Origin of the sequence: Acinetobacter sp. SwsAc6 (assembly GCF_013391565.1) — a bacterium.
GTDB lineage: Bacteria > Pseudomonadota > Gammaproteobacteria > Pseudomonadales > Moraxellaceae > Acinetobacter > Acinetobacter cumulans.
In genome coordinates this window covers 20,169-46,167 of the sequence record NZ_JACAXE010000020.1, presented here as the reverse complement: position 1 = coordinate 46,167, position 25,999 = coordinate 20,169, and the positions used below count along the sequence as shown (strand labels likewise).

At 37.6% G+C, this 25,999-nt stretch carries 18 protein-coding genes; 8 read left to right on the top strand and 10 right to left on the bottom strand.

Features of this window, described 5'->3' with window-relative positions; translation table 11 throughout:
* Positions 1-59 precede the first annotated feature (59 nt).
* Both HYG93_RS13070 and HYG93_RS13065 read left to right on the top strand, forming a co-directional pair.
* Positions 60-389 (top strand): hypothetical protein, encoded by a 330-nt coding sequence (locus tag HYG93_RS13070; protein ID WP_005006208.1) that lies wholly within the window; start codon positions 60-62, stop codon positions 387-389.
* A 201-nt stretch (positions 390-590) separates the two neighbouring features.
* On the top strand, positions 591-2,399 hold the full coding sequence (locus HYG93_RS13065; protein WP_005006206.1) for a zinc ribbon domain-containing protein: 1,809 nt from the start codon (positions 591-593) through the stop codon (positions 2,397-2,399).
* 80 nt (positions 2,400-2,479) lie between these two features.
* Here the strand turns inward: HYG93_RS13065 and HYG93_RS13060 are convergent, their stop codons facing one another.
* The 3 genes from HYG93_RS13060 to HYG93_RS13050 all read right to left on the bottom strand — a co-directional run bounded on the left by HYG93_RS13060 (position 2,480) and on the right by HYG93_RS13050 (position 6,599).
* Positions 2,480-2,713, bottom strand: coding sequence for a hypothetical protein (locus HYG93_RS13060; RefSeq protein WP_005006205.1), 234 nt, complete (start codon positions 2,711-2,713; stop codon positions 2,480-2,482).
* A 195-nt stretch (positions 2,714-2,908) separates the two neighbouring features.
* Positions 2,909-3,919, bottom strand: coding sequence for a hypothetical protein (locus HYG93_RS13055; RefSeq protein ID WP_024160720.1), 1,011 nt, complete (start codon positions 3,917-3,919; stop codon positions 2,909-2,911).
* A gap of 16 nt (positions 3,920-3,935) precedes the next feature.
* The gene (locus HYG93_RS13050) at positions 3,936-6,599 is read right to left on the bottom strand and encodes a type IA DNA topoisomerase (protein WP_120364885.1); all 2,664 of its coding nucleotides are present in this window, start codon (positions 6,597-6,599) and stop codon (positions 3,936-3,938) included.
* 388 nt (positions 6,600-6,987) lie between these two features.
* Between HYG93_RS13050 and HYG93_RS13045 the strand changes: the two genes are divergently transcribed.
* On the top strand, positions 6,988-7,476 hold the full coding sequence (locus HYG93_RS13045; protein ID WP_228160834.1) for a hypothetical protein: 489 nt from the start codon (positions 6,988-6,990) through the stop codon (positions 7,474-7,476).
* 241 nt (positions 7,477-7,717) lie between these two features.
* On the opposite strand, the gene HYG93_RS13040 is transcribed toward HYG93_RS13045, so the two are convergent.
* Complete coding sequence (locus tag HYG93_RS13040; protein WP_096911212.1) at positions 7,718-7,912, bottom strand: hypothetical protein; 195 nt, start codon at positions 7,910-7,912, stop codon at positions 7,718-7,720.
* A 655-nt stretch (positions 7,913-8,567) separates the two neighbouring features.
* On the opposite strand from HYG93_RS13040, the gene HYG93_RS13035 reads away from it, so the two are divergent.
* The 3 genes from HYG93_RS13035 to HYG93_RS13025 all read left to right on the top strand — a co-directional run bounded on the left by HYG93_RS13035 (position 8,568) and on the right by HYG93_RS13025 (position 12,440).
* Positions 8,568-9,767 carry a hypothetical protein gene (locus HYG93_RS13035; RefSeq protein ID WP_114190206.1) on the top strand — a complete coding sequence of 400 codons (1,200 nt, stop codon included), beginning with the start codon at positions 8,568-8,570 and terminating at the stop codon, positions 9,765-9,767.
* Positions 9,768-9,835: 68 nt separating this feature from the next.
* Entirely contained in the window at positions 9,836-10,744 is a 909-nt protein-coding gene (locus HYG93_RS13030) for a hypothetical protein (RefSeq protein WP_005006163.1), read from the top strand.
* 28 nt (positions 10,745-10,772) lie between these two features.
* Positions 10,773-12,440: a virulence-associated e family protein gene (locus HYG93_RS13025; RefSeq protein WP_227504919.1), complete on the top strand. Its 1,668-nt coding sequence runs from the start codon at positions 10,773-10,775 to the stop codon at positions 12,438-12,440.
* A gap of 81 nt (positions 12,441-12,521) precedes the next feature.
* Here the strand turns inward: HYG93_RS13025 and HYG93_RS13020 are convergent, their stop codons facing one another.
* Positions 12,522-13,184: a GIN domain-containing protein gene (locus HYG93_RS13020; RefSeq protein WP_058952595.1), complete on the bottom strand. Its 663-nt coding sequence runs from the start codon at positions 13,182-13,184 to the stop codon at positions 12,522-12,524.
* A gap of 298 nt (positions 13,185-13,482) precedes the next feature.
* On the opposite strand from HYG93_RS13020, the gene HYG93_RS13015 reads away from it, so the two are divergent.
* The gene (locus HYG93_RS13015) at positions 13,483-16,326 is read left to right on the top strand and encodes a hypothetical protein (RefSeq protein WP_058952594.1); all 2,844 of its coding nucleotides are present in this window, start codon (positions 13,483-13,485) and stop codon (positions 16,324-16,326) included.
* 59 nt (positions 16,327-16,385) lie between these two features.
* Here HYG93_RS13015 and HYG93_RS13010 read toward each other — a convergent pair whose 3' ends face one another.
* The 3 genes from HYG93_RS13010 to HYG93_RS13000 form a co-directional block, all read right to left on the bottom strand.
* Positions 16,386-19,229 carry a DEAD/DEAH box helicase family protein gene (locus HYG93_RS13010; RefSeq protein ID WP_058952593.1) on the bottom strand — a complete coding sequence of 948 codons (2,844 nt, stop codon included), beginning with the start codon at positions 19,227-19,229 and terminating at the stop codon, positions 16,386-16,388.
* On the bottom strand, positions 19,222-20,667 hold the full coding sequence (locus tag HYG93_RS13005) for a site-specific DNA-methyltransferase (RefSeq protein WP_178962541.1): 1,446 nt from the start codon (positions 20,665-20,667) through the stop codon (positions 19,222-19,224). Before HYG93_RS13005 ends, HYG93_RS13010 begins: the two co-directional genes overlap by 8 nt.
* 293 nt (positions 20,668-20,960) lie before the next feature.
* The gene (locus tag HYG93_RS13000; protein WP_057081907.1) at positions 20,961-21,194 is read right to left on the bottom strand and encodes a hypothetical protein; all 234 of its coding nucleotides are present in this window, start codon (positions 21,192-21,194) and stop codon (positions 20,961-20,963) included.
* Between the two features lie 310 nt (positions 21,195-21,504).
* Here HYG93_RS13000 and HYG93_RS12995 point away from each other — a divergent pair, with 310 nt between their 5' ends.
* Entirely contained in the window at positions 21,505-21,687 is a 183-nt protein-coding gene (locus HYG93_RS12995) for a hypothetical protein (RefSeq protein WP_057081906.1), read from the top strand.
* Between the two features lie 220 nt (positions 21,688-21,907).
* On the opposite strand, the gene HYG93_RS12990 is transcribed toward HYG93_RS12995, so the two are convergent.
* Together HYG93_RS12990 and HYG93_RS12985 are read right to left on the bottom strand one after the other, a co-directional pair.
* A complete protein-coding gene (locus HYG93_RS12990; protein WP_120364884.1) occupies positions 21,908-22,654 on the bottom strand; it encodes a M48 family metallopeptidase in 747 nt (248 codons plus the stop codon).
* Between the two features lies 1 nt (position 22,655).
* On the bottom strand, positions 22,656-25,937 hold the full coding sequence (locus HYG93_RS12985; RefSeq protein ID WP_120364883.1) for a type I restriction endonuclease subunit R: 3,282 nt from the start codon (positions 25,935-25,937) through the stop codon (positions 22,656-22,658).
* Between the last annotated feature and the right edge of the window lie 62 nt (positions 25,938-25,999).

Sequence of the window (25,999 nt, the reverse complement as noted above, 5' to 3'; positions counted from 1 at the left end):
ATATACATTATAAGTATATGTGACTATACCTTTGCTTATGTTTCGCTGGAGGCGATTAAATGTCATTCAAAACTCTATTATTAACTGGCTTATTATCTGTAGGTTTGGTTTTAGTTGGTTGTAGTAAAAAAGAAGAATCAACATCTCAATCAAAACCTATTCAACCAGATGAACAAATTGACAAAGTAGATCCATCTGCAGACCTACAAGCAGCGCGTGAAGCTTATGTCGATAATGAAAAACCTTCAAAAGTTGAGGGCCACGATTTTGATGCACATCAAAAAACTGCAGAACAAAATCCACCAAAAGAGGACGAGCAAAATGATATGTCTTCTATGCTGAACGCTGCAGCTGCAGATGCTCAAAAACAAGCAGATCAAAACAAATAACAGCACATAAGCTTGGTACATCTTTAAAGGGGATTCGTTATCCCCTTTTTTAATGCGCCTTTAAAATACTTTTTAAATTCCCTTATTAAAACTTAACTAAAACAGTGATTCATTTTAACTAAAAAAACTTTATACCCCACGACTTAGTTATAATTAACCAGTTAAAACGTAATTAGATAAATGCGTTAAGGAGTATTAAAAATGGCATATGAATATAACTCGCAAGATAAGCGGTTTGAATTCCCTAATCCCTACCGAATAGAAAACATTTTTAAAGTGATCGGTGCCATCGTTTTTATGCTGGCTGGCCTAAGCTTAATTTTCAGTGCAAAAGGTCTATTCAGTAACGGTGTATTTGTTGCACTACCACCGCTTATAGTTGGTCTAGCAATGTTCAGTTATGGCGCTCTACTGCTGACCACAGGCTTATCAAACCTAAAGTTCTACTTTGGTCGTGATCAACCAGCCGGACTTGCACAGGAGTTATCCATTCAAGAAACTGGTGCTTATCCTGGTGCAACCGATATTAAAGAGATCCTACGCCAAAGCGCTTTGATTTATGAAGAACCAAAAGGCTCAGTGAACGGGATTCTATATTCACTGTTCCCTAATCTTATTTTTTCGCCATTATTCATCCGTAACGCTGCAGAAGCTCAATTTCAAAATGCGATTGTTTTTCTGATTACCTTAGTGAGTGCTCTAATCGCGTATGTGGGTGCATCACCCAATACAGGTGCTTGGCTTGGGATTGTTTACAACGCCATTATTTTGATTGTTTTATTGCGTCCTATGGCTAATCCGAACTCAGGTGCACAAGAAATTGGTTTATCTAAAGTCATTGGTTTGGTTTTAGTCGCCATTCTTGGACCTGTATTGGTTCCTATCCTTACCCAACATGCAGTTGCACCTATTTGGTTGCCAAGCATGGATAAAGCAATTTTTACGTTAATTGCAGCGCTGATTGCGATTGCGATATTCTTCTTGGCCGTGATTGCTCAAATGGTAAAACAGCCACCACAAGCCAGTGCTGGAGTCGTTCAGGATAGTTTGAGTATGAATTGCCAACCAATGCAATTGTTTGATGAACTTGAACGCCATCTACAAAAGAATTGGGAAAGTGCTATTCCTAACAGAATCTATTCACGCCAGTTGCCAGTTATCAACTCTCGCAGTAAAAACGGTGCTTTTGAGGGTGAGATCTTAGAAGAAACTCAACCAGTGCCAATCAATACCCTTCGTGATATGACATTGAGCTCATGCTTCAAAGAAGAAAAGTATCGCTGGTTAGCCATCCTCAATAGTTTTGGATTGTTAAGTTTTATTGCTTCAGTCGTATTAATGACTATTTTTGCCAAAGGTCTATATAACGGAAGCTATCTGGATTTTAGCGACTTCACTTATGGTTTCTTTGGTGTATCGATGTGGATCTTAGGGAAGTTTTGTTTTGAGCACGGTAATTACCTATGGAGCCGTTTTGACTTTGTATCAAAACTAATATGGGTTGAGGCTAAAGGTAGCTATCAATTGTCTCAAATGAACTTTGGCCGTTACCTTGACGACAGCGTGAAATCACAAAAAGAAGTCATCAATGTTGAAACCATGACGTTACGTGTCTGGTACGCTGAAATTAGCACAACGACCTTCGGTAAATATCAAAACCGTGCGATCTTGAGCATGACTGCTTGTACTGATGATGCTGTTGTACTGAAAGAGCATTTAGCCGACTTTGCCAAAAGCCAAAGCATTGTGGTTGCCCCAACGTCTGAAGTAGATATTAACCGCATGTCATCTATGAACCAGATGAATAGCGCAATCAATAAAAGCTCACCAAGAACACATGGTACACATCTTGGATTGATGAATAACCCTGAAACACACAGTCAGGATCTATCAGATCAAGTACCCGTGATCATCAAACCGAAAAAGAATATGTTTTGTGTGAAATGTGGTGAACCACTTCAGGACAATATGCTGTTTTGCCCTCAGTGTGGTACCAAAATAGAAAGTTAATCGTTAAAGAAAATAAAGGAATGGATTACGAATGTGGTCCATTTTTTTTTGACATCAAAAAAATAATTAGAGTTCTAAAATTAAGAGTTTAATTGAGCGTTGACATATTCTTCGACAGAAAATCCCTTTACGCCAGTTTCTATAAGTGCATGCACAAAGTCTGAGAACGTCACTGGAATGTACCCTACTTTGAATAGTGCCTCATTCAACTCTTTGAACTTCAGAAAAACTTCTTCTTTATGTTTTTTCTTCAGCTTAAACGTGGACGGCAAATCTGCCACTTGCAGATCTTGAATTTTGATTGGGTTGTTCATAGCGTACCCGGTTGCTTAAAAGTTGCGAATTTAAACTATTGTAATGTGAAAATTAAAAAATGCAGAATAAATCTGCATTTTATTGTTTCATTTTTTTAAGATCTATTTGATAAACAGATGCTTAAATTAGTATTCTCAACCAAAAGCCAATTAATAGCGGATTAACCAAAATCAATCCGTTTCTTATTGGTATGTTTAATGTGTTGCTTCTGGCGTACCAAATGCATCAGGACTTTGCGGTTGATATTGTGGTTGCTCACCACCACTTTGTTGAGCTTGACCAGGTTGACCAGCTGGAGTAGTAGTCTTACGTAAAGCTAAGTCCTTCATGATGTCTTGACAAGACATGCCCCCTGTTTCGTATAAGTTGTACGCAACAGGATCTTTTTTAGGATCTGGCGGTACACACTCCAATTCAGGTTCACTAGCAGTTGCAGAATCGGCATTCATTTTGTCCAGTTCGGTAGAAATCAATGTCAGATCGATGTCACTTGGCGTAATTGGACGACTGCTGATCTGCAAGCGATAAGTCATAGACGGCGTTAGCAGCGCATATAGTTCGCGGATCTGATTGGCCATAAGCGCAGGATTTTTCATTACGATTTTTTGGCATAAGAAAAGGTGCACGTTGTTCGGGCTACAAACACTTCCTTTACGCTGACTTGATTGTGGGTTTTGGGCATCCACTTTCAAGGGGTAGACTTCAATGTAAACTTCATACGGCGTATCTGGCTTAAATTGGAAGTTCTGCAAACTAGAAACGACAGTTGAATACGGTTCTGACGTATCTTGTGCATGACAGAATACTTGTGGTGCGTTACAGTCAAAGTTACGACTAATACGGTCGATAATTTCATTGCGCTGAGCAGCCAATTTCATACTTTCTTCTTTTACTCGTCTTGCAACTTCACTCTGCAGTCGAGCTTCAAGTTCAACATCGCTTTGTTGTGGACGTTCAACTTCGATGTTTTGATTGCCAAAAATAACCACAGCAACTAACAAAAAGAAAAGAACACCACCGCCAATCAAGATTAGCTTTTTATGCTTAGCAAAAAAGTTTTCATCAATGTCTACTTTTTTGCCCTTTTTTGCTGTTTTGGCCGGCTGTTCAGGCTCACTTACATGTTCATCATCGGGTTGGGGTTTGAGCGCTTCTTCAGCTTCCTTCCCGATGTTGTCCATATCATCTGGTTCGTGATTACTCATTTATTCACCTATTCAATTATTTACTTGATTTAGCTTTTGTAGAGGTCGATTTAGACTTGGCTTTCTTTTTACCACGTTGAACTGGCTCACCGTTGTTGTCGTATCCACTTGCACCACAGCTAAAGCAATCCCATTTAAACTTACGTTCACCACGTAAATTAAATGCAGACTGAATCATGGTCTGACCACACTCAAAACACTTGGCTTCGTTGCCAGTGCGAGATTTTGTAAGTTGGGTATCTGGTGATCCATCTGGCAATATGTCGAAATAACGTTTACATGATGCAGCTTCACAACTGTATCGCTCTTCGTAAACACCAGGTTCTTTGCGGTACTTGGTATGTATAAGAGGCTTTTTACAGATACATGGATACTCTGTTTTGGTCACTTGGAATCTTGGCTCGTAGTTAGGACTACCATCAGGGAACACCTCTAATGGACCCGACTTACATTTTTTGCCTTTCAGGTTTGGATTGGATTTTTCACAAGAAAAGAAGTGATACGGCTTACCTGAAGAAGTTGAAATACCTTTTAACTCACGCAACCAACCGCCACACCCTTCAAGCTGACATTTGTATGTATGGTTACGGCGATATTCGTCAAAATCAGGAACCAAGTTACCGCTTTCGTCATTTGTAGAACGGTATGTTTCTTTACAGGTGCCATCTACGAACGCACGTTGAGAGCACTCAAAAAATACAGATTTATCAGTTGTAACCTGAGTCAGTGATTTGCCACATAAACATAAATGAGCAGTTGGCTCACGTACAGTTGGCTTACCCGGTTCATCTTTACCATCAACATTTCTGTTTGGCGCTGAACTTTTGCATGAATTACATGACCAGTAGACCGATGTTGTTTTGTCGCGATTGGTACCGATTTTCGGCAACATGCGTCCGTCATCACAGTTATTACATTTGTAGACAGGGAATGAATCAAGCCAATGTTTTGAGAACTGTCCTAATTCACTTTCAATCCCTAAATGGAACTTTTGGAGTTCTTGTTTATAATCGGCATCACCAGTAGCGATTAGATCCAGTGTTTCTTCAATTTCTTTGGTGTAAAGCGGATCTGCAAAACTAAACTTACCTCTAATGTTTTGAATCAACTTCAATCCATGCGGTGTAACTTCAATTTTCTTTTTAACAAGCTTGATATAGCCGTGCTTGATTAACCGTTCAAAGATTGATTGGTAAGTACTAGGACGACCAATTCCTTTTTTCTCAAGTAATTTGACCAATGATGGTACGGTGTAGCGTGAACGTGGTTTGGTTTTGGTCGCGATAACTTTACCAGCAATAACATTGTGGTTTTGACCGACTTCAATATCTATAGGTAGCGTATGTTCAGGTTCTTTTTCTGAATCTTCTTCACCGTCCACGTATTCAAGTGCATTTTCATCAATACTGTAGGTCTTTAATAAGCCCAACCAGCCATCTTCTTTTAAGATACGGCTAGAAGCTTTGAATTCAGCATCTTTAGTAATGCTTTCACCATCTACATTGAGAGTGACATCTTTATAGACACCTATAACGGATTTAACTTCGTATTCAGCTGGAGCCATTTGCGATGCAACAGTACGCAACCAGATTAGACGGTATAGATCCTTTTGAACTTGGTCCTCACCAGCTTCAAAGGTAAAGAAGTCACTAGGACGAATACATTCATGTGCTTCTTGAGCACCATCGCGAGATTTGGCTTTATTGCCGATAATCGCAATGCCCTCTCTCTCACCAAAAGCTTCTAGAGCTTGCATCCCCTCAGGCGAAATTACAGCAGCATCAGTACGATGGTAAGTGATATAACCACCTTCATATAACTTTTGCGCTGCTTCCATAGTTTGTTTTAGATCCAAACCAAGACGCGCTGCAGCTGCAGCTTGCAGATCAACAGTAATAAACGGCGCTGGAGCACTACGGAAAGATGGCTTAGTTTCAACACTGGTAATGGTTAATTCTTTTTTATCAATTACGTTTTGTAGACGGGTAATTGAAGCTTTATCTAACCACTGGTTATTGTGCACATCCTTCATTTCAGGATTAAGCCACTTAGAAAAATCCCATTTCGCAGCCCAACCTTGTTTTAGAGTTACTTCAAGATTGTAATGTTCATGTGATTTGAAGTTTTTCAGTAGATCTTCTAAATCACCAAGCACAACGAGTACGGCAGATTGAACACGGCCAACAGGAAATTTGCCTTTTAAAATATTTGAAATTGGCTCATACAAGTAAAAACCAATCATACGGTCAAGGAAACGGCGTGTTTCTTGAGATGCCACCATACCTTGATCCAGCTCTTCACCATTTTGAAGTGCATTAGCGATCGTACTTTTATCAATAGCGTTATATTTGACGCGAATATACTGATCGTCAGATAAGTTCAGGATACGTTTTAAGTGATATGCAATGGCTTCACCTTCACGGTCCAAGTCAGTTGCGAGGAAAACCGTATCTGCATTTTTAGCAGCCTGTCTTAATTCTTGAACAACGCGTGTTTTATTTTGAGATATTTCGTATTTAGGAACAAAGGCTGGATATGAAAAACCGATCTCATGATTAGGTAAATCACATACATGGCCAACTGAAGCGCGTACAACGAATTCGTGCGGATACAGGTCATCCAAGATATGTTGAATTTTTTCGACCTTTCCGGGTGACTCTACTATGAACAAACTACTCATTAAAATTCATCCAATTTTTAACTTTCTTTAGTAATAATTACTGAAGTTAATCTAGTAATGGTTTTAGTATATACAATTTTAAAATGTTTAAATAGGTTTAAGGGTTGATAAACAAACACTTTTAAGGGCTTATTTCTTAATCTTTAGTTGGATGAACATTTCAAGTGGTTAAATTACTTCCTGTTTTCAATATTCTACGCGCAAAAAGACAACAATATTTATCTAAAATTATGGGAAAAAACGGCTTAATTGTTTGAAAATGCAATGTTTAACCATCACAAATTAAAATTCCAAAAATATTATTTAACGAATTAATGTTGTACTATAAAGGTATCGTTTGTTTTAAGCTAAAACCATGATTAAAAAACTTATAGTTTTAAGCACCTCATTGTTAATCATCGGGTGTTCGTCTACGCCACAAGAAAAACGCTTAGATCAATATCTTGAAGATACGAAAACCGATGCAAAGGAACGTAGTATTGACTGGTATTACAAACATGATTACGAGCGTAGTAATGTTTTAAATATTTGTTATTCCATTTATATAGATTCTGCTAAGAAAGCTGGTTATTACAGCGATGATGTTAGTGATGGCCGAGAAAAGTATTTAGACGATAGCGTACAAAAAGAATTGTACGCCTCAAATGACGAATGCAATAAGGCATATAAGGCTCAGGATATTCTAGATAACTTTGTTGCAAGCAATAGCCTTCCACAAGAGTCTTATGAAGACAAGTTAGATCCACAACAAGAACCAAGTTCAACACCAGAAGTATCACCTGAAGTACCAGAAGTATCACCTGAAGCACCAGCAAATGAACCAGTCGCCACAAAACCATCAACACTAGAGGAATTAACCAATGCGAATCCGCAATAATGCGCTCATATGCCCAGGCCAATATTTTTGATTCGATCTGCATTCTTTTTGCCCTAGCCATTTTACCTATGGTAATTATTAGTATTGGCATACAGCTCAAAGAGAATTACGAGCGTAAGAAGCTCACTCAAAGCTATATGGATCAGCACTAAACAAATCCAATAGGCAATAAAAAAGCAGCGAAATCGCTGCTTTTTTATTTCTAATGAATTTTACGAATAGGCTGATTATAGGGAGAATCTTATACTGACCGATGCACATGCATTGAATTGGTATTGTTCATTAAAGGTGAATTACTAGCCACTGAATGAGTCGTTGATGCTTTATGTGTGCGGTAGTTATTCAAAAACTGATCCACTACTGGCACATTGTTAGGCAATATTCCGATTTCGCGGTTAGTAATTTTAATCGTTTCTATTTGGTCTACATGGCTCATAACTAAGTCCACTACAATGATTAAAACTATGTGCGTAATTATAGCTTAAAATTGAAGAAATTCCATTTTGGGATTTAATATTTGGTTTTTTTATGCACAGGTTTTTGTGGATAGTAGTGGGTATAAATGGCTAAGTTGCTGATTATTTATGCTTTTAACATTGATTAAATATTAACCAAAATAACGAAAAATATGGAGAAATATAGCAGAAGCTATAGAAGAAAAAAGAGGAAATGTCAAAAAAAGGGCAAAAAAAAACTATTAGAACAATCTCAGTCTAATAGTTTATTAAATAGGGTAATATCCCTTGATTCGTAATATAACCGATCTCTAATAAGTTTTAAAGCTTTTTTAATTATATTCACGTAAATTCCACAAACTGTTATCTCATGCTGAACAAAAGTAATGATTAAGCCCTATACTCAACTCTACCCTGATATATTGCAGATTAGTTAAACTGCTGTTTAGAAATTGCAAACAATAAGATGTTATATTTGAGCGAGGTTGGAATTATGTATGAAATGTGAATGCTTTAAAAACTGATATATATTATCAACTTTTTAGAATTTTACGCCTAATAGAATACATACAACTTGTTAGAATGCCTTATACTAAATCAGCCACCCTCACACACTTTTTATGGATGACCAGTATAGTGAAAGATTCAATCTTTGCTGATGTTATATCAAAGTTGAATGCGGAAGTTTTTACGCAAAAAGCTGGTCGCTTATACCCTCCTGTCAGTCAATTATTGGCACTGGAGAAAAAGTTAGCATTATGTACAGCATCATTGGTTAAAAGCGTAGACATTCCAGACTATAAACAGCTAGAACGCCTGTTTTGGGATAACGTAAATCATACCTATGGCACTGGTTATTTTGCGGAGATTCCTAAGTGGGGTTCCAACATCTTTATCCCATTACAGGTATGGGAAAGTGTGTTACAGCCTTATGCATTGTTCTATAAAAATATGAACCCTGAGTTTAACTTTTATGACTTTGCATTTACGACTGCAGCGTTGAGCGCTTGGCGGTACAGCCAACCCGTGCTAAAGCTTGAAAATGATGTATATCGCACCCTATTGAATGATGAAAACGGTCGCTATGTCGATGGTCATTTGCTGAATTACTACTTTCAGTGGACCAACTTTATTCATACACCAGGTCTAGGACACAACGACAAACCTTTATATGGTTTTTTCGCGCATCAAAACGAAGTTTTGTTTAACGGCAACAACGTTAAAGTATTGATCATTGTGTTTTGCTATGAAGATACTGAAGCCAACATATCTGATGAAGATGCTTTAAGCTTAACCTCTAATTGGGGTGACTATGTGGTTTTAGAGTATCGCACGGATACTATTAAAACTATTAAAGATAGTTTGATTGGTACCAACCTTAAAAGTAGTCCTGAGCTATTAATCTTACTTGGTAAAATGCTTAGCTTATTTAATTTCTCTATTCATCCTAAAACTGACATCTACAATCACCGTGGCTACCTGATGCAACCCACGTATAACGATACGATTGATTCATTTCTCAGTAGTTATAGAAAGCACAAAGGTATGCCAGTACGCCGTGGCGTAGGTAAATCACCCTCTAGCAATCAACGCCGTGAAGTCCTCTATCATGTCCACGCACCAAGCTGTCCACGCCTGTTTGATACTGGTCTGAACACTGGTTTTGTGTCGCGCATGCACAAGAGTAGCCATATCGCTAATGACCATTTTAATACACTACATTGGCTTAAAACTGATACTGGCTTAAAACTAATTTCAGGTAGTTTATATACTCAAGAAACCGAAACTAAACTTATTAAATCAATTCAAAATTACTTTTATGGTAATAATACTTAAAGGTTTTCATTCTTTTTTCCTTAAACCTGTTATATACTTTTAATACCCATTTCAATCAATGAAGTATTATGCGTTTCGAGTTCGATCCATCATTTATATCTCATGTTGCAGTACGATTAGATGGCACTTCCTTAAAATCATTTTTAGACAACCTTGGAAACGTATCTTTTCAAGAAGCTGAAAGTTATTTAAGCAATCTAATTAAAGGGAATTATGAGCAAGACGATTTTACAGTTGGATTGAAAGTTAAACCTAAAAACCACAATCAAACAGAATTATTAGGGCATCTTTATAAAAATAGTGCCTTTCAATCGGTTTCAACTGAAGTATCGGATCTCGACACCCAAAACATGCACAATGACATCGCTCAATTCGTTCAAAGCTATGCCAATGTTGCAGATCTTCAGTACAACAGTAATTTCTTGGACAAGCAGACGTTTAAGCATGAAAAAACGTTAGATAGCTATATCTTCACAGAATTAATGCTGCAGTTCACCAACAATAATACCGTGAAGTTTCGTGTGGACGGCGAATATGTCACAGTGATTAATACTGAGCTAACCTCTAAATACATCTATTTTAACGACAACAAGAATAAGCGGATCTGTAAGTTTTTAAGTAAAAATATGCATCCAGCTTATTTAGAGTCATTCTTAGAGCAGATGCATATTATTAAAATTGATTCTGAGCAGTACTTTTATAATGCAGTCGTGAATAACACAATAAGTTATGATGCTGACGTTAACGCCTTTATGGACCAATCTCAGAATTTTTTAAATACCCTTGTGAAAGGTTATAAAAAACTGATCTTAAACAACGTGCGATTTAATCTTTACGAATTCTTAGAAGACGACCTTGAAAGTGTCATCCTAAACCGTATCACTAAGGCATGGCATTACGCTCACGAAATTACGTTGCAAACCAACAACCCATCAAAATATGTAGTCGCTCAACCGCTGGTTATAAAATATTTATAAGTGAGTTTCTTTATTTATGAACCCCCTCATGATCAAGTATGGTATCGATATTGGTACGCTATCTAAAATATTTAGATCGCATCTTGAAAATGAGGGCATTGTATTTGATCGTGAGAGTGACTTTCAGCTTGAACGAAGCTCTAAACGTATTTACCTCAGAACCAATCACCACAATGACGCCACAAAAAATAAGAAAAAAACGGCCTGGTATCTTGTAGATCTAGATAACGCACGTATGTCTTATGGTTGGTTTCATGCTGGCGGTGCAAACTTCACTTACAGCTTGTATGAATACATTCAAGAAATGGATCTGCAACCTGGTGATACCGTATATACCAAGGAACAGCAAGAAGAAGATCTTAAACGCTTCTTAAGCTCATGCAAAAGTGCTGAGAAGAACAAAAAAGACCAAGAGATATTGGCTCAAATCTATATGGGTTTTGAATGGGCCAGAAGCCTACCCTTGCCAAACCGTCCACACAACTACAATGTGAAAAAGCAGATTAGCTTCAGTCATGCTAGATTGTACAATCCAAGCAACTTCACTAAAAATGAGCTGATTGATTATGTCAGCCAGTACTACCCTCAACACAAGAACAGCACTATTATTCTGAACCGTATTATTGATCTGCAACCAGATCTAGATCAACAGTCGCTACGTCAGAACAAGCTTTTAGTTGAGGGGCAAAACCTCAAAAATCAAATCATTTTCCTTCAGACCATCGCTGAACATAAAAACAAGCGTGGTGAAGATAAGTTTACATTACGTGGTGTACTTGCAAACGGCGCTTTCAAAATCTTATTTAAAGATCCATTGGATGCATGGAACCAAGATCGGATAATCTTTTGTGAGGGCTACGCCACTGGTGAAGCAATTGCAGAATCAATTCAATACTCTATTCCAGTCATTGTCGTGTACGTGGCTGGCAACATCATGAATGTAGTACGTGATTTCCGTGCCGAATTCCCGTTTTCACGCTTCTATATCTTCAATGATAATGACCATAAAACAGCATTAGAAAGCAAAATAAAGCGCAATCCCGGTATCTATTACGCAACAGAAGCATGCCGAGCTGTAAACGCAGCCATGATTGGACCTGAATTTACTGAAGAACAGCTAGATCTAAGTGACTGGAACGATTTTAAATGTTTATACGGCGTTGATTACACGCGTGATGTTATACGTCATAAAATGCAAAATGCCGTGTGGACGACTGCAATTCAAAGCACGGTTAACCCGAACTACTCTATCAGTGCCCTATTCTTTGGCATCAAACAACAGTTGGATGATATAGGCCTCTATCCTGATAGCATGACCAAAAAGAATTGGTTTAGCTTGGTTTTACGCGCATACGCCTTACTGACTCAACAGGGATTTAGTCAGATCCACCCGATTGAGCTGGTCAAAGAACAATTTATTGAGATTCTTGGCCAGATTAGCAAGCAACCCCGTAAAGTCACTGGAGCTGAAGAACCAGAACTCCTTCAGGCCTACACAAAACTTGTAGAAATGATCGCACGTAATGATTCAACAACAGCACTGAATCAACAGATTATCACCGTGATTAACTTATACAAAAATGCAGATTATCCAATTGAAACATTAAAGGTTTGGCTCAAAGATATTTTGAGTAAATCGAACGATCCTGAATGGTCCGAAAACTTCATTAATAATATTTTTATTTCGATAATTTGAATGTCAAACATAGACCCCCAAAGGTAGCAAACTTTTGGGGTTTATTTTTCTCTAAACTTTCATTGCACTAGGTTTATCGACCTATTTAAAACTAATGTTTCCTGAACCAGTTCGGTTTTGTGACTTATGGATTGGTTTGCCATAAACTTTAACGTTGCCTGAGCCTGAAAGCTGTACTTGAGCAGAATTGATAGCTGTACAAAAGATATTGCCTGAACCAGATAGTGCCACTTCTAAATTGTTGCTTTTCAATGGTAATGCATCAAAATTGCCTGAACCTCTCAAAGATAAGACACAGTGTTCAACGGTACCGTCTAAATCCATATTTCCAGATCCACTAATACTTGCTGTGAATTTATCTTCATTAAGATTTAAGACCTGAATATTGCCTGAACCTTTTAAATCAATAGCTTTTAAATTTGGGTGACTGATCGATACTTCTAACGGTGAACAAGTACTAAAACTTACATTGTCCTGAATAGCTAAAACCAATACACCCCCCTGAAAAGTCGCACTAATAAGATCTACAATATTGTCGTCTGCAGTAATTTCCATTTTAGAAACACTTGAAGCAAAAAACTTCAGACTCATTGGACCTTTCATACAGATTTCGTTAAATGGGTTTACAGGTACTTGCTTAGTCACTGGTTTGCCACTTCCAACGATTTGATAGTTGGAACCTGAACTGTATACATTGCCGTTGCCATTGATTACAACAGAACCCAAAAAAATATGTTTTGACATATAAAGCCTCAAATTATTAAAAGTAATTTAACCCTAAATAAGTGGTCATTCATAACCTATTTAATATCTGTAAATTATAACATTGAGGGCTTAAACATTTTTTATTAAAATAATAAATTAAAGCTTTTAATTTTTCTTTAAACCTTTATTAGACATAGCTTATATTAAAGATTAAACAGAAATGTTTTTAGAATCGGTATATACTAAAAGTATAAATTTTCTTAAGCATATGATTAATAGTCCTATGCAACCTGGGTAGCACATTGCACCTAAATATATATTAGAAATTGGAATTGTTATGGCTGAGAAAGTACCGAGCGCCCGACATAATTGTGATTTAAATACGATGTTTCAGTTTTTCCAAGAAGAACTGGAGCGAAACTACGGATTCGTATTCAAGTCATCTGGTAAATATCAATTCGTGACCGTATTTGATGAAAAAGTGCCTTGCCTCACCGAATCAGATAACCCTAGTAAATCAAGTAGCAACAATGTCAAACCACGAGGGATGTATTGGATCTATCCAAACATGAACCGTGATACTGGTGAATACTGGCCAGTACTCAAAGGACACCGCTTTGGTGTAACTGACATTGAAATCTCAATTGCTTTTGCTGACCACTATAAGAACGTAATCAAGCCTCAACGAGATTCAAACCCTAACTACAAACCACCAAGCAAAGAAGATGTTGATCGCCGTGTACGTGAGTTTGAAGAAGCTCAAAAGAAGCATCTACTTCAACAAGAAAAAGAGCTCTTAGCTGCACAAATCGCTATCCGTATTGAGTGGCAACGTGCTGGTAAAATTATTGACGATTCATTTTTTAATAATAAAACTGGAAGCCTTCAGACCTTTAAACGCGACATTCGACAAATGCCGTATATGGTTGAAAAGAACCTAGAGCCATACGGCGCTAAAATCATGCGTAAAGATAACTTTACCCGTGATGAAGCCATTGAAGCAGTAAAGCGTGAACTTCCTGAATCAGCTACCAATCAACAGCTTCTCGTTGAAACAGTAGAGAATGTATTAGCGTATCAAAAGCATTTCATCAACTTTGAACCTGAGCTTGAGGGCGAAAAGAAAAAAGGCTTTGATTTACGTAAAAGCAGAGCTGTCATTCTTGCACCGTTAATTGACACCAATAACAAAGTCGTCAATTTACAGCGTATCACCCACCATCGCCAAAAAAAGCGCAACAAAGAAACCAACAAGCTTGAAGAAGTACTGCATAAGGGTAAGTACTTTTTTGATAAAGCCAAAACGAAAGATGCATTCTTGCCTGTTAGCAAAAATCCTGATGTTGGCTATGAAGTCTTTAACCCGAATGCAAAGAACTATTTGATCAAGGAGGGTTGGGCAACAGCGATCAGCGCACGTAAGGCGTTGGATGCTGGTTTAGAGCTTGGTTTATTGGGTGAGGGTTTTACTGCAGAAAACACACAAGTTTTAGCGTCATACAGTAAATCCAATATCTCAAGTGTTGCTGAGCTTATCTGCAGTATCAATCCTGAAGCCAATATATTTGTTGGTTATGATAACGATGCTGGCCAAACGCTTGAGTCTGGTTTGAATCCTGGCTTACAAGAAGCTTGTCACAACTTTTCATTAAGTGGTGTGTTAGGTGATGTGAGCAAACATGAAAATACACGTATCACCCTACCCCCGGTTTTCCAAAATAAATTATCTGTTTCTGATTGGGATGATGCTCGTCAATATTTAGGTGTTGAACGTTTAGCTGCAGAGTTGGCAAAAGAACTGAATAACGCCGTCAAACGTATAGACAACAAGATCCCTGAAGTTGCGTATGCAATTAACCGCTACAACCGTCAACGCGAAGCTTATGCAACCAAGTTCCCTAATAAAGAATACCAACCGAATTACGGCATTGTGATTGCACAATCAGATGAAAAATATCTGGAATTGCAGAACATACGTGCTAAAAACCAAGCAAATATTGAAAATTACAACGCAAATATTGAAAAGCGTAAACAAGATCTATCAAAAGCTAACTATGATGGACCAGCTGGTACAGGTAGCACGAAATCCTATGCAAAACCAAAGTACCAACCGCCGTCATTTGATAAAGCATTTGATGATAAACCAACTCCAACCGCTACGGCACCCGTATCTACGCCCGTCATGACTCTTGAGGGCATTAAGTCTTATATGGAGATCCTTTCTGAAATTGATGTCACCAAAGTTCAAAATGATGTTTTGAAAGTTGTCGCTACTGCAGATGGCCATCAAAAGATTAAAGCCGGTGATATTGAATTCGAGAAAATGGGTGCCAAAGAACCAACCAGTAGCACAAACCCAAGTATGGATAGCATGCAAAATACCAAAGTACATATTGATGTATCCAAGGACATCAACAAAGATACAGTTAAATTGCAGAGTGTGGATCGTTCGACCATTCCCGAACAAAATCTTCAGCAAGGTATCGATCATCAAAGCTACGCTAAGTCAGCTATCTTTACCGCTTTTTGGCTTCATTCAGCAGAAATGTATAAAGCTAGAAAGTTAATTCATGAAGCTGGTATTAGTACTGCCGATGTTGAGGGTTCAATTGCTGTCGCTGAAGATAAGCTCAATAAAGCTCAGGAAGAAGTTTCTAAGAAGCGGTCGTATCCTGAACTTTTTGTGATTAGTGCGTCTGATAGCGAATACCGTGCGTCAATCATGAAAGTTTTATCTGATTTAGAGGCTGCACATCCAGAGTGGCAGAATCTCAAAACATTTAGAGAAAATCTTACTGATAGGACCATTGCATTTGATCAATTGAATCTGGATACATTGAAGATCAAAAACAAAGTAGTGCATTTGATTGTCAGTAATGTGACCAATGATCAAAACTATCTAAAGGTTCAAGAAAGCCTCACCACCCTTTTAGATACATCGAACAGCTTGTCTTTGGACCGTCAACAAAAGTTCAATCTTGTGAACAGTCTAAGTAAAACATTAAACAACATGGCCAAACTGTTAGATGAACCACCAGTCTTCCAAAGACTGAACGATTTCTTTACTCGTTTTGAAAAGCGTGTAGATGATCTCGTTCTAGGTGATGGTCTAAAGCTGTATGGTATAGAACCGCAGAATTTAAACAAAACTAACGAACGTGGACAGTCGTTCGATATGTAAAAGCAGATATGAAAAAGCCCCGAATATCGGGGCTTCTTTTTGAGTCAATGTTTTCAAGATTAGTGTGGCAATGTTGCCCTAAAATCCAATGCAAAATCAGTTTCACCACGAGGATCGCTATTAAAGAACTTGAAGCCTAAACACTTAATCTCTTTATAGCCCATACTCTCCACCTCTTTTAAGAAGCTCTTATAACCTTCGTCATCCTCTTCATCTGGATCAAAAATTACAGAACTCTCGTCACTCAAGCTGATCAGTACTTCTTCCTTCCACTCGTCATTCACCAACAAATGACCGCCTTTAGGCTCAATCAAACATTGATAGTACATCTCTTGGTTCACCGTATCATTCACGATCAACATATAGTCTGGACTGAATCTACGGCCATCAATAGGACTAAATAACCAGTAGTCTAGCTCATTACGTATTAAGTAAATTTCAGCATCTTTATATTGACGTTTAAGGGCATCAATTTGAGTCGAAATGAATTTTACGAATAGCTTCTCTTCACTCGTACCGTAGTTTTCACTATAAGCATACCAATCGGCACCCTCAACATTAAACTTCAGTTGTTCATTTGGGTGCAACGATTGTGCGATCGCACGTTCGTCTGGAGCATTGACAGTGATTTCACCCGTATCAGGATTTTCAACAGGGAAAGCAACCAAGTAAATGTTTTTCTCTTGCTGAAAAACAGTAGACAGCGATTTAGGTTTAAAGGTTTTACTACCCGTGATACGTGGCATATGACGATCAATAGCCTTACGTACCTCAGGTAAAATTATGCCCAAAAGTAGCTGATATTTTTCATCAATGGTCAGATCGTGAATATCCTTATCTTCAGTATATGAATAGCGGATCTGATAAAGCGGTAGGTAGTTATCGATTAATTCATCCATACTATCTAACCCAACGATATGCTCTCTTAGATAGTTAAATCTAAAAAAGTTCCCTTCAGTCGCAACGAGCGCCTTTTTCAAGACCGGTCGGCTAAAGTATTCTTCAGTCAGATCGATGGTTTTATGGTTAACTTCAGCTTGGATCTGATTCTGTTGCTTGTCGGTCAAGCTACCAGCATGCAATTGGTATGCACTGGCTTTGATTTCACGCTTAAAAGTCGTATCAATCTCAGAATCAGTCGTTTTATTTCTAAATTCTTGCTGATTGACTAAGACAAAACCTTTCTTATATGTCTCACTGTTCATAAAGTCAGATTTAAGCGTGATTGTGTGCTTTTCAGTGGATTTATTAATAATCCCTTCACCTAGAAGCTCTAACTTTAAGTTGTCGTAAAACGTGCCAGTCTTAACAAAGTGGTACATGAACGTTTCAAGTACACGCCCGTATTCATCAATCGCATTGTCAAACTTACGTTTGTACTGGTCAAACTCATAGCCATGTTCTTTATCAAACAAGTCAAGGTTATCATTATTCAAACGATATGATTTATGCAGTTTATATGGGCATAAACGAGCACCACGGCCAATCAACTGAATATCTTGCAGCGATACTTTTTTCGCTGCAGAAATATCAAAGTGAATGATGTCATAGAGACTTAAAACATCCCAACCTTCTGTGAGTGCATCAACTGAAAATATCACCCGATTATAGTTTTTAGGATCATCTAAAATCGGCAACAAAGTTGAATTGGTTTTATCCGTTGAGTTGTAAACAAACGTGTTATCTGAAGAAAAACGAATTTTAATTTCAGAAATAAATGATTTTAAACCATCTCTATCGCTGATCGTGGATAGACCAGACTTCGGAGAGGCAATCCAAGCAAACATTTGACGCAAGAAACGAAAGCTATCTTCAGCGTCTTGCAAATTAGTCTGATTGGTTTCACTTAGCTTTTTCAGATAATCTAAATCTTGTGGCTTAAGTGAATTAATCACCTTATGGAAAAATTCACGGTCTAGCTTGCTTTGTTTAATGTTGGTTGATTTCACCAATATAATTGGGTTGATCGTGACTTGCATATCACGCTCAGCGAATAAACGTCTGTATTCACTCAATACAACGGCATTAATCACCAATAAGCGTTTTTGATCGGCGATCTGAGTTTCAGTGTTGTAAAGGAAGCAAACCGCTTTACTGTAACCTTCCTTATTGAATCTCAAGAAATCGTATTTATAGACTAATTTGTCCTGATACTTCCTATGGATGGCACTATTGCCCAAGTCAACAGTAGCAGTAAACTCCAGCAAAAGATTATCTGGCCGTGCCTTGATTGCAGTATTGACCGAAGTTTCCCAATTGGTAATCGCTTCATCATCTTCTTTTATCTTCTTACGTGTATTCACGTTAAGTCGATGCGCTTCATCTGCAATCAGAACAATTTTATTATTCAAGAAATCTTCTGCAGACAAACCATTTTCTACCTCATTCACAAGTTTGTTGTAGAGGAACGCCGTACTTAAAAACATAAAGTTAATAGCGTTGCCTTGTGAATCTGGAAAGAGTTTGATTTCTTTAACAGGAATAGAACGTCCATTGATTTTCACGCCGTTCTTATTGAAAAGATACTTTTCAAATTGCGGATCAATAAAGTTCATATAGGCCTGTTCAATAATCTGCAATTGATGGACCATAAATATGAAATTACGGTAGCCTTTCTCATATAAAAAGAGAATAACAGCAGCCATGGTGAGCGTTTTACCGGCACCAGTTGACATATTGAAAAGTAAGTGTTTGGCTTTAGTCGGATCTTGATCATAGATCCAGATAAAATGCTTTACAGCCTCTTCTTGATACCCCCTTAAAGTACGCGACAAGTTATCAGTGATATAGCGAGGGATAGTAAAGTTTTTAGCCCACTCAATGTATTCACTGTCGTTTTCAATACGATAATATAGGAAGTCTTTTAAGGTATCTTTTACCAATGTTGGGCTTAATCTAGACATTAGGTGCACCATAAAACTTATCAGTGAGCGCAATCTCTTCCTGAGTGACTTTGAATTTTGAATCCAACATATCTGCATGGTTTAGATATAGCTGGTTTTCATCCAAAACTTGCAATAAAAGCACTTTACGATCGTCTAGTGATAAAGCCCTAAATGATTCCTCACGCTCAAAGTCTTTTTTATCAAACCAAAACTTTAAAAAGGCATTCTGAGCCATTTCATTATAAATACTGTCCAGCTCACCTTTACTTGTTGCAGCCAAGATTCCATCTTGATAGGCCTGGTTATAGCGCTTCAGTTCAAAATAAACAAATGAACCGCCACCATTCCAATTTACAAGTTTAGAGATACCGCCGTCCTCACCGTTTATTACGCGTTTTAAGCGTGTTTTGGTGATTTCATCAATATAGTCCATCTGCTCAATCGCAATCCATTTGCGACCCAATTTATGCGCCACAGCAGCCGTAGTACCCGAACCTGAGAAAAAGTCGAGCACAAGATCTCCTTCATCCGTGGCGATCTCAATAATACGCTGTAAAAGTAGTTCTGGTTTTTTCCCATTCGGGAACAATACACCACCCTCTTTTGTTAAATTGTTCAGCGGAAAGCCATCCCAAAAGGTGCCAGCTTTTTCAAGCTTGAAGATATATTTCCCTCTTTTGACCGCAATATCACTCAACCAAGCAATTTGATCGCACTTGGCACCCTTGTAATAGACAGTCGTTACCTTATTTTTGTTTTTTCCAGATCTAGGCACATATTCAATGCTTAATAGCTCATGAACCCCGGTTACACCTTCCATCACGCGTGTTCTAATTGAGCTTTGAGCATTCGTGTCGCGCATAATCTTATCAAAGTACTTCAGATAGTATTCAGCTTCAGTCAGGTTTTCTTCTTCCATCACCTTTTTGATCGGCTCTAGAACCACACCTTTATGCGTATAAACCTCAATCGGCTCACCTGAACCATCTGTTAATGTCTTAATGTGCTCTTTGGTACCAACGCTTTTTAAGATACGCGTATACTTCCAGCTCTTTTTAAGCTGCTTCATGGTTTCTAGATATTCAAACAATTCTACTTCGTCATAGAAATCGTTGAACTTTTTAAAACCATTCTCACTATTCATATTTTTGGTGTAAATCAAAATATATTCGATATTTTTCTTCAGGCGCTTGTCTTCGCCACCACCAGAAGCACCAGACGTTTGTTTCATTTTTACTGAAACTTGGTTTAAGTAGTTTTCACGACCAAAGACTTCATCTGCTAAAACTTTTAGATATGCTTGTTCATTGTCATCACATTGAATGAAAACCAGGCCATCTTCTTTGAGCAAATCCTTTACGACTTCCAAGCGATTTTTAATAAATAATAACCAAGAAGAATGTGTAAATGTGTCGTTATATTTGAATCCATCGTTCTCAGTATTGTATGGATATATATACCTATATTTAATAAAAATTAAATAATTTATTGTTTTATAAATAAATATAAATATTAAAATTACATAAACAGAATATTACGTTAAATTAATAAAAGATCTATGGCTATTTTGACCGTAAATTTACACTGATAGTTTTCTAAAAACAGTAATAAATACAAATAGAATTTTCTCTCGAGATACTAGCAAGTGATTCGAGGTGAGAACATCTAAACATCTGACTAAAGTTCAGTGATTGACCTAAGCTATTCAATCATTTTAGTGTACTAACACTGCTTTGTTAAAAATGATGATTAGGTCGTATAAAGTTGTTTTTTTAAGCGGGCTATGCGGTTTCTAAACCCTTCTATACTACGTTCTAAACGTGCATAGCTTGCTGTATTTTTATCTTTGCGACATGTTTGGATATAGCTAAATTCTTTGAGTTCTGCCTCAAGTTCTTGAATTTTTAGTACCGTGGCAAGTTTTTTATCCCATTGAGCTAATAAATTGGCTTCTCTGTATTTGAAATAGTCTTCATCGATCATTGCCGTCCTTCTTTTAATTCGCTCATAAAATAGGCATATCAACCCAACCCTACGATAACATAAGCAATTAATTAATATTTCATTATATATGCCGGCAATAAACCATGACTAGCAATTAACTTCAAATAATTACATAACACGCCCTGTATGAGTTTGTAAAAAATTCACCATTAGCAAGTGAAATTCGTGGGTACAAGTTCGTTTTGATATTGGTGAAAAAATACAAGAACTTCTTTCCGTTGCCGAAGATCAATTTGAGCAATATAAATCAAAACGAACAACTATTTGGCGAAATAAACTGATCAATACTATGAAAGGTTTATTGAATGAATGCTTACCTCAAGCTCAATATTCAGCTATATCATCTACTGTTACCTTATCTGATGATATATTCAAAAATATAAAACAAGGTATGGAAGATGAAGGACTGTGGAATGAGGAATTAGAGCAAAAGCTTTTTTTTGCATCTCAAATACAGCTTTCATATTTGTAATCTATAAGGGAGATATTAAATTTCCCTTTTTATAGCTTACGATAGGCTTACATTGCACAAACTTCCTGAAAAGCCATTCATTGATATTTTATGTATAAGTTGCTGTTTTGTAATTACAATATTTTAAATTTAAGCTCACTTATGCCACATACCTTAATCAGTTTATAAATTATATGGAAGAGTTCCCCCTTACCGAATTTCCACCGCTGAAACAAACTTGTTATAAAATATCAAAAAACTTCACAGCCATGTTATCTAATCTCTCTTTCACTACCTCCCAATCAGGCATAACTTGATTCAATAGTTGGTAGAAACGCTCACTATGATTATGTTCAACCAAATGACAAAGTTCATGCAGAATCACATAATCAATGCAGATTGTAGGCGCTTTAACTAGATGAGGATTGAGCGTAAGTAAACCTGATGGGGAGCAGTTTCCCCACTGTGTTCGCATGGTCATCAAACGAATATCAGGGTAATTTTCAACCCATAAAGCTTGTTCTAGAATATGTTGCAAACGTGCTTCGAATATGACTTTTGCTCGGGACCTATACCATTCATTTAAGTGAGATTTAATACTTTCGATGTCCACATCTAAGGTATTTACCTCCAATCTTCCCCTCAGAAGTTTTACACCTCTTGGCTTGGTATCATCATGAATCACTTTCAATTGATACTGTTTACCCAAATAAAAGTGGCTTTCACCACTTTTATATTGGCGAGGCGTGATAAATCTGCTTTGTTCACGGAACCCTCGTAATTGTTTATAGATCCAACGACTACGCTGCTTTACCGCTTCAATGATTATTTTCTCATCTGTATTTAAGGGTATTGATACAACAACCCGACAATCAGCATAGACTTTAATCACTATCTTTTGAGTACGACTAGGACTTTCAAGCACTTCAAAATCAATAACTTCATCACCATAAGCAATGCTTAACTTTCTCTCTGGCAGCGTATTCATCCTAGAGCCCATTCAAACCGACCCGCGTAATTTGTACGATCATTTCCACAATTTTTTTGGCTTGATCCATACCACTCCCAATGGATTTACATTCACGGAACATCTGAGGTAATAGTTTTTTACGGATATCCGCTTCAATATTTTGTGGATTGATGGAGTTTTCAGCCACAGAGCTCATGACAGAACGATCAACCTCGAAAGCGAGTTCAATCCACTTATCTTGATTCTGTTGATCTGTTATCGAGAATGCTTCAGGTAATAGTTTCTTGAATACACCATAATAAGCTTGAGCATGCTTATTACCACTGAACACATCAGGAATTTCATCTAAACGACGAGCCTCAACTTGCTCTTCAAACTCTTTAAACAGCATGTGTTGCTTCAATGGATGATCAAATTCTTTCTCTGCTTCTTCAATGACTTGACGTAACAGTTTAGAGAAAGCCTCCTGAGCATAAGGATCATCACGCAATTGCTGTTCAATCATCTTCGTTACACGAGTTTTGATGATATCCGTTTCATTACGTGTTTTCTCTTCACTCCAATCTTCGGGTTGCGCCATTTTGCCCATCTTGCCGACTTCATAGACTCCATCAGGGTCTTTTACCTCAATACCCACAACATGCTTATCAAGAAGTTTTTTGACTTGCTCAGCATACTGATCATAGTCAATAGTCTCTCCAGCATCTCGTTTCACAATCTGACGCAAGCTTGTAAATAGTTTGACTGTTTCTTTGTAGTGCTGACGATCTGCATCAGAAAAGCTTTTATCTTCAAAGAAGGTTGCTGACTGCAATGCAACTTTTAAACAACTAGCAAATTCTGTAAGTGCTTCATAAAAATCATCACGTACTTTCAAGTGAATATCAACCAACTCACCCTCACGCTCTTCAATGCGTGGGACTAAAACTTGGCGCAACTGCTCTGGATCATTTTTATTTTTGACATCAGCAAAAATTGCCCATAGCGCTTTATACAAACGAGGTAAACGTTTGTATTCAGAGCTCATTTGCGTATACAAGCCTGTAAGATCATTAATATCATAGCCACCTTGGGTACGAGCAGCGAGATCTTGGTAATCAAGAATTGTGGCATCCAATTCTTTTAAAATACCTCGATAGTCAATCAATAAACCAAACTTTTTCATCGGATGAAGTCGGTTTACACGCGCAATTGCTTGAATCAGATTGTGCTGTTTTAAATTTTTATCAATATAAAGAACAGCATTTTTAGGTTCATCAAAACCTGTTAAGAGCTTATCCACCACAATCAGCAATTTGAGAGAATCATCTTTTTCAAAACGCTCAATTACTTGTTTGGTATAGGCTTGCTCATCCTGAGTGCCGACATTCTCTTTCCACCACTGCGTAACTTCAGGGGTAGTGGATTCATCAACATCAGTATTCCCTTCACGACTATCAGGTGGGCTCATCACCACAGCAGACTCAAACAAGCCTGCTTCATCCAAGTACTTTTTATACTTAATCGCTGAAGCCTTACTGTCACAAGCAAGCTGTCCTTTTAAACCATCATCAATATTTTTCACAAAGTGATTAGCAATATCTAACGCAATCAGGCGAATACGGTCATCAGCAGTATAAAGCTGACCTTTTCTCGCAAATTTACGTTTTAAATCTGATTTTTGCTGATCATTTAAACCTTCTGTAATGCGCTCAAACCATGTATCAATAGCACGTTCATTTACATCTAAATCAGGAATGCGCTCTTCATATAGCAAAGGCGTTACGGTTTTATCTTCTACGGCTCTTTGCATTGTATAAGCATGAACAATAGGTCCAAACTTGTTAACGGTCTTTTCATCTTTAAGCAATGGTGTACCTGTAAATGCCACGAATGCCGCATTTGGCAGTGCGAGTTTCATACGTACATGGTTTTCACCACCTTGGCTTCGATGCCCTTCATCAATCAGGACAATGAAGTCTGAACTTGTGTTAACACATTCAGGAAGCTTGGTTGCAGAATTAAACTTCTGAATCAAAGAGAACATGATTCGTTCTGTACCCTTACCAATTTGTTCAGCCAAGCGTTTGCCTGAAGTCGCCATGGCATTTTGCTTGTCTTTTTTTCCTGCCAGTTCACCACCTGATACAAAGGTTTTACTCAGTTGATCTTCTAAATCGACACGGTCAGTGACAACCAAAATACGGCATTTTTTTAAAGTTTCATGTAAGATCATGGCTTTACTGAGAAAGACCATAGTAAAAGATTTACCTGAGCCTGTTGTATGCCAAATCACACCACCTTCACGACCACCTTTGCTGTTCTTCGTACTAATACGCTCAATAAGTCGTTTGATACCAAAGATTTGCTGATAACGAGCAACAATTTTTCCTGCTTTCTTATCGAAAAGCGTATATAGGCGAACCATTTCAAGTAGGCGTTCAGGCTTTAATAGACTAATCAGCAGTTGATCTTGACCTGTAACAGCTAAGTCTCCACCTGCAATTAGGTTTTCATACCAATTTAAGTCATCAACTGGACGATAAGAAAATAGGCTCTGTTTTTGAGAAGCACTTAATTTCTTATTTTTAAGCGCATACATTTCTGCATCAGAAATATCTTCTTCTCGCCATGCAGCCCAAAATTTTGCAGGGGTATTACATGTGCCGTAACGACCTTCATGCCCATTTATAGAGAGTATCAGTTGGCTATATGCAAACAGATGTGGAATTTCATCAGGTCGCTGATTACGAAGTGTCTGAGAAATACCTTCATTAATTGTTGGACCTTTCTTTGCCTGACTGTCAGGGCGTTTTGCTTCAATCACAACTAAAGGAATACCATTTACAAAGCAAATGATATCGGGTCTACGTGTATCTACTCCACCTGAACGTGTTACAGCAAATTCTTCTGTATATGAAAAGTCATTATTATGGATGTTATGCCAATCAATCAATGGAATCGTTGGGCTAACTTTTTTTCCATTTACAAATTCAGTTACTGGAATACCGTAGAACAAATGGTTATACATTTTTTCGTTAGCGGTCAGTAGCCCCTCATTCAAAGCTGGGCTACAGATTTCAGCAATTAAGTTGTCTACCGACTTTGCTGAAAGTGGATATTCTTGACCCGCAAATGGAAAAGTACGTTTAGAGAGCTCTTTACGTAAAATTTGGCGTAATACCACTTGGTCTTGTTTACCATCACGAGCAGCGAGTGCCTGTGATGGGGATAAGAATGACCATCCTAAGTTAGTCAACAAGGTTAGAGCAGGAATCTTTCCACTATATTCTTCTTGAAACCTTGGATTATAAATATTCACGCATTCACCCTAAAATGACTTTATCTTGTACTTTGTTTAAATAACTTTATGAGATTCCTAAA

Coding starts and splice junctions, on each gene's coding strand:
- HYG93_RS13070 (WP_005006208.1), top strand. CDS start 60: ATGTCATTCAAAACTCTATTATTAACTGGCTTATTATCTGTAGGTTTG.
- HYG93_RS13065 (WP_005006206.1), top strand. CDS start 591: ATGGCATATGAATATAACTCGCAAGATAAGCGGTTTGAATTCCCTAAT.
- HYG93_RS13060 (WP_005006205.1), bottom strand. CDS start 2,713: ATGAACAACCCAATCAAAATTCAAGATCTGCAAGTGGCAGATTTGCCG.
- HYG93_RS13055 (WP_024160720.1), bottom strand. CDS start 3,919: ATGAGTAATCACGAACCAGATGATATGGACAACATCGGGAAGGAAGCT.
- HYG93_RS13050 (WP_120364885.1), bottom strand. CDS start 6,599: ATGAGTAGTTTGTTCATAGTAGAGTCACCCGGAAAGGTCGAAAAAATT.
- HYG93_RS13040 (WP_096911212.1), bottom strand. CDS start 7,912: ATGAGCCATGTAGACCAAATAGAAACGATTAAAATTACTAACCGCGAA.
- HYG93_RS13030 (WP_005006163.1), top strand. CDS start 9,836: ATGCGTTTCGAGTTCGATCCATCATTTATATCTCATGTTGCAGTACGA.
- HYG93_RS13025 (WP_227504919.1), top strand. CDS start 10,773: ATGATCAAGTATGGTATCGATATTGGTACGCTATCTAAAATATTTAGA.
- HYG93_RS13020 (WP_058952595.1), bottom strand. CDS start 13,184: ATGTCAAAACATATTTTTTTGGGTTCTGTTGTAATCAATGGCAACGGC.
- HYG93_RS13015 (WP_058952594.1), top strand. CDS start 13,483: ATGGCTGAGAAAGTACCGAGCGCCCGACATAATTGTGATTTAAATACG.
- HYG93_RS13010 (WP_058952593.1), bottom strand. CDS start 19,229: ATGTCTAGATTAAGCCCAACATTGGTAAAAGATACCTTAAAAGACTTC.
- HYG93_RS13000 (WP_057081907.1), bottom strand. CDS start 21,194: ATGATCGATGAAGACTATTTCAAATACAGAGAAGCCAATTTATTAGCT.
- HYG93_RS12995 (WP_057081906.1), top strand. CDS start 21,505: ATGAAAGGTTTATTGAATGAATGCTTACCTCAAGCTCAATATTCAGCT.
- HYG93_RS12990 (WP_120364884.1), bottom strand. CDS start 22,654: ATGAATACGCTGCCAGAGAGAAAGTTAAGCATTGCTTATGGTGATGAA.